Origin of the sequence: Pseudomonas sp. PS01270 (genome assembly GCF_029959775.1) — a bacterium.
GTDB classification, from domain to species: Bacteria; Pseudomonadota; Gammaproteobacteria; order Pseudomonadales; family Pseudomonadaceae; genus Aquipseudomonas; species Aquipseudomonas atacamensis.
The window spans coordinates 1-4,914 of sequence record NZ_JASCPT010000213.1 but is presented as its reverse complement, the minus strand read 5'-3'; the positions used below and the strand labels follow the sequence as shown (position 1 = coordinate 4,914).

General features: G+C 62.6%; 5 protein-coding genes. 2 read left to right on the top strand and 3 right to left on the bottom strand.

Going from position 1 to position 4,914, the window contains the following annotated elements; all coding sequences use genetic code 11:
- Positions 1-82 precede the first annotated feature (82 nt).
- Genes QMX86_RS27300 through speB form a run of 3 tightly spaced genes read right to left on the bottom strand, consistent with a single transcriptional unit; the run spans position 83 to position 3,020 of the window.
- Positions 83-1,585, bottom strand: a complete 1,503-nt coding sequence (locus QMX86_RS27300; RefSeq protein WP_217864040.1) for a cytosine permease — start codon at positions 1,583-1,585, stop codon at positions 83-85.
- A 51-nt stretch (positions 1,586-1,636) separates the two neighbouring features.
- The gene (locus tag QMX86_RS27295) at positions 1,637-2,059 is read right to left on the bottom strand and encodes a nuclear transport factor 2 family protein (RefSeq protein WP_122505894.1); all 423 of its coding nucleotides are present in this window, start codon (positions 2,057-2,059) and stop codon (positions 1,637-1,639) included.
- A gap of 10 nt (positions 2,060-2,069) precedes the next feature.
- Positions 2,070-3,020, bottom strand: a complete 951-nt coding sequence (gene speB, locus QMX86_RS27290; RefSeq protein ID WP_003222717.1) for an agmatinase — start codon at positions 3,018-3,020, stop codon at positions 2,070-2,072.
- Between the two features lie 293 nt (positions 3,021-3,313).
- Here speB and QMX86_RS27285 point away from each other — a divergent pair, with 293 nt between their 5' ends.
- Positions 3,314-4,207: a LysR family transcriptional regulator gene (locus tag QMX86_RS27285; protein WP_007956593.1), complete on the top strand. Its 894-nt coding sequence runs from the start codon at positions 3,314-3,316 to the stop codon at positions 4,205-4,207.
- 6 nt (positions 4,208-4,213) lie between these two features.
- Complete coding sequence (locus QMX86_RS27280) at positions 4,214-4,810, top strand: DTW domain-containing protein (RefSeq protein ID WP_282387543.1); 597 nt, start codon at positions 4,214-4,216, stop codon at positions 4,808-4,810.
- The last annotated feature ends 104 nt before the right edge of the window (positions 4,811-4,914 follow it).

Here is a 4,914-nt window from a genome sequence, read left to right as displayed (position 1 = left end):
CGCGAAGGCGGTCTGTCAGTCACACCAATGTTGGATGTGCTGAAGTCTTCGCGAGCAGGCTCGCTCCCACAGGGGATTCGTGTCAGGCGGCCTGACGCAGTTGAGGTTTTATTGCGGCTTCACTGCGCACATCCGTGGGCCCGAACACCTCCCGAGGCTCAGGAAACCAGCGCAGCAGCGTCAGATACACCACCGACGCCAGGCCCAATGTCACCGGCAAGCTGATGTCGATGCCACCGGCCAATTCGCCCAGCGGGCCGACGAACTGCCCCGGCAGGTTGACGAAGCACAGGCCGACCAGCGCACTCGGAATCCATGCACCGAGACCGCGCCAGTTCCAGCCGTGGTTGAACCAGTAGCGTCCGCCCTGTTCGCCGCGAGTGAACACTTGCAGGTCATCCGGGCAGTAGAAGCCGCGCCGCACCAGCAGGCCGATGATCATGATCACCATCCACGGGGTGGTGCAGGTGATGATCAGCACGGCGAAGGTCGACACGCTTTGCACCAGGTTCGCCGCAAACCGGCCGATGAAGATGAAGGCGATCGACAGCACGCCAATCAGCAAGGTCGCCTTGACCCGGGACAGCACGCGCGGGAACACGCTGGACATGTCCAGCCCGGTGCCATACAGCGACGTGGTGCCGGTGGACATGCCGCCGATCACCGCAATCAGGCACACCGGCAGGAAGAACCAGCTCGGCGACACGGCCAGCAAGCCGCCGACATAGTTGTTCGCGGCGATGTAGTCCGGCGCCTTGATCGCGACGATGGTGGCGGTGGCAAGGCCGAACAGGAATGGGATCAACGTCGCCAGTTGCGCGGCGATCACCGCCAGCATGATCCGGCCCTTCGGCGTCTCACGCGGGATGTAGCGCGACCAGTCGCCGAGGAACGCACCGAAGGAAATCGGGTTGCTCATCGCCACCAGTGCAGCGCCGATGAATGCCGCCCAGAACCCGGCCTGACCCAGCGCCACGCTGCCGGCGTACTGGCTGTCGAAAGCGGGGGCGAAGGCGAAGATGCCGAGCAGGAACAACAGGCTCGCGGCCCATACCGCGATGCGGTTGACCCACAGCATGATGCGGAAACCGTAGATGCACACGGTCAGCACCAGCAGCGCGAACAGACCGTAGGCCAGGCCCAGGGTCAGGTCGGTTTCCGGCAAATCGACGAGGCGTTTGGCACCGCCGACCAGCGCATCACCCGAGCTCCACACTGACAGCGAGAAGAACGCGATTGCCGTCAGCAACGACAGGAACGACCCGACAATCCGCCCGTGCACGCCGAAGTGCGCACCGGAAGACACGGCGTTGTTGGTGCCGTTGAGCGGGCCGAACAGGCCCATCGGCGCGAGGATCAGCGCACCGACCACCACACCCAGCACAATCGCCCAGACACCGGCCTGAAACGACAGGCCGAACAGCACCGGGAAACTGCCGAGCACAGCGGTGGCAAACGTATTGGCGCCGCCGAAGATCAAGCGAAACAGGTCGCTGGGTCGGGCGTCGCGCTCATGATCCGGGATCTGTTCGACCCCGTTTGTTTCGATGCTGCTAAGGCTTTTTTCGTTGTTGTTGTTATTCATGATCTGCTCCGATCATCAGGCGCGCTCATCGTGCGTGAGCGTCACCATTGGCTAAGGGGGTGGCAGCCCTTCCGGCATTGCGGACAAATGTTCGTGACAGGCCAGCCATAGGCCTTGTTGTTCTAGGCTCGACGCTTGTCTTCTGAAAACAATCGTCTCGCGCTCCTGGCTGAAGTGTTGCTCCCCTTGCATGCGCAGCTCGGTGGCCACGTCATGGATGAAAATCGCCACGTCACCCTGCAGGCTGACAAAGGCGTTGCTCGAGGTGCACGACAGCACCTCGAATCCATCCTCGGCACGCCAGCGGTCCCACAACGCCTGATAGGCATCGCGCGACAGCAATGGCTGGTCGAGGGTGTAGAAAACGAAGCTGGCATCGGCGCTGAACGCCCCGAAGTAAGCTTCGCGATCGTTACGGGCAAACGCGGCGACCAACTCGGCGGCCGCGTGCAGAACCTGATCACGTGCGTGCATGACCCGACCCTCAGCGATGAACCACGCCGGGCAGTACGCAGAGCATTTCGTACAGCAGGTTGGCGGCCAGCAGCGAGGTGTTGCCGGTGGTGTCGTAAGCGGGCGAGACTTCTACCAGATCGCAACCGATCAGGTCGAGGCCCTGACAGCCACGGACGATTTCGATCGCCTGAATGGTGGTCAGGCCGCCGATTTCCGGGGTGCCGGTGCCGGGCGCCCAGGCCGGGTCGATGCCATCGATATCGAAACTCAGATACACCGGACCGCCACCGACCTTCTCGCGCACTTCCGCCATCAGCGGCGCCAGCGACTTGTGCCAGCACTCTTCGGCCTGCACCACGCGGAAACCCTGGTCGCGGCTCCAGTTGAAGTCGTCGGCGGTGTAGCCCTGTGCACGCAAACCGATCTGCACCACGCGATCGCAATCGAGCAGACCTTCTTCGACGGCACGACGGAACGTGGTGCCGTGGGCGATCTTCTCGCCGAACATGTGATCGTTGACGTCAGCGTGCGCATCGATGTGCACCAGGCCAACCTTGCCGTGCTTTTTATGAATCGCGCGCAGGATCGGCAGGGTGATGGTGTGGTCGCCACCCAGCGTCATCGGGATGACGTTGTGCTCGAGGATGTTGTCGTAGGCTTCTTCGATGATGCGCACGGCGTCGAGCAGGTTGAAGGTGTTGATCGCCACGTCACCGATGTCGGCCACCGACAGCGAGTCGAACGGCGCGGCGCCGGTGGCCATGTTGTACGGGCGGATCATCACCGATTCGGTGCGGATATCGCGCGGCCCGAAGCGGGTGCCGGGGCGCAGCGAAGTGCCGATGTCCAGCGGCACGCCAACGAAGGCAGCGTCTAGGCCGGCAGCGGTCGGTACATGGGGAAGTCGGAGCATGGTGGCGATGCCGCCGAAGCGCGGCATTTCATTGCCGCCCAGTGGTTGGTGAAGAATCTTGTCCACGGGTAGGGCCTCATCGTCTTTGTTTTATTTATGCCGGCGCGCCGTGGAGCACAGGTTCGGACGCCGCTGTGGGGCCGATCATGCGAAATGTAGTGACGGGGAAGAATCGCTACGGGCAAAAACTTAGTTCAGATTTTTCTAAACTAATGCCAGACTTCCACACCTGATCGTTCCCATGCTCTGCGTGGGAATGCATCCACGGACGCTCCGCGTCCAGCCGTACTCGCAAGTGACGCAGAGCGTCACGGGCTGCATTCCCACGCAGAGCGTGGGAACGATCCTTGGGAGCAGAAATGGCCAACGCTTTACCCGACCTGAAACTGTTGCGCATCTTCGTCAGCGTCGTGCGCCATCAGGGTTTTGCCAATGCGCAGCAGGAACTCAACCTGTCGACCTCGGCGATCAGCACCTACATGAGCCAGCTTGAAGCCGCGCTCGGTCTGGTGCTGTGCCATCGCGGGCGCGGTGGCTTCAGCCTGACCAGCAAGGGCGAGCTGTTCCATCAGGAAACCCTGCGCCTGCTCGCCGAGCTTGAAGGCTTCGAACAGTACGCCGCCGCGCTCAAGGGCGAACTGCGCGGCACGCTCAATCTCGGGGTGATCGATTCCACGGTCAGCGACAAGGCCTTGCCGTTTGCCGAAGCCATTGGTGCCTACAGTCAGGAACACCCGGCGGTGCATTTGCACCTGTCGGTGATGAGTCCATATGAGTTGCAACTCGGCGTGCAGGACAATCGCCTTGACCTGGCCATCGGTGCGTTTTCCACGCGCATGAGCGGTCTGGTCTACATGCCGCTGTACCGCGAGCAGCACTGGCTGTATTGCAGCAGTCGCCATCCACTGTTCAACGAGCGGCGCATTCCCGAGCAGGTCATCACCCAGCAACGGATGGTCGGGCGCGGTTACTGGAGTCAGGCGGAACTGGCCCGGCACGGTTTCAAACACAGCGCCGCGACCGTGGAAAGTATGGAAGCGCAGCTGATTCTGGTGCTCTCCGGCGCCTACATTGGTTATCTGCCGGAGCACTACGCGCAGGCCTGGGCCGACAAGGGTGATCTGCGCGTTCTGCTGCCGGCGACCTTCGGTTATCAGGCACCGTTTTCGATGATCATGCGCAGGGGCCGCAGCCGTGAGCCGCTGATCCAGACCTTCCGCGATTTGCTCAAAGCGCAATTGAATCAGGCGTAACCCATCATGTCCCGAGCCCAATGCCCGCGCTGCCTGCGCCCCCAGACCCACTGCCTGTGCCCGTTGATTCCGCACCTCGACAGCCGCACGCGCGTGTTAGTGCTGCAGCATCCGAGCGAGGTCAGTCACGCGCTGAATACCGCGCGGCTGGCGGCGCTGGGGCTGAGCAATGCCGAGCTGATTGTCGGCGAGGTATTCGAGGATTTGCCGAAACTGTTGAACCGGCCGGGCTATCAGGCGCGCTTGCTGTTCCCGGCTGAGGATGCGCAGCCGTTGCAGGCTTACGCGCCAAATGATCAGCCAATGTTGCTGGTCGTCCCGGACGGCACCTGGCGCAAGGCACGCAAGATGCTGCACCTCAATCCGCTGCTGGCGGCGCTACCACGGGTGACCCTGACCGAGGGCGGCGTGTCGCGCTATCGCTTGCGCAAGGCACCGGGGCCGGGGGCGTTATCGACGATCGAGGCGATCGTTCAGGCACTGGAAACCCTCGAAGCGCCGACGACTTTTGCGCCGTTGCTCAAGCCGTTTGAAGCGCTGATCGAAGGGCAGATTGCGGCGATGGGGGAGGAGGTTTTTCAGCGTAACCATGGCGACAGATGATCGTTCCCACGCTCTGCGTGGGAATGCATCCAGTGACGCTCTGCGTCACCGTCGTGAAGGGACGCGGAGCGTCCCGGGCGGCATTCCCACGCGGAGCGTGGGAA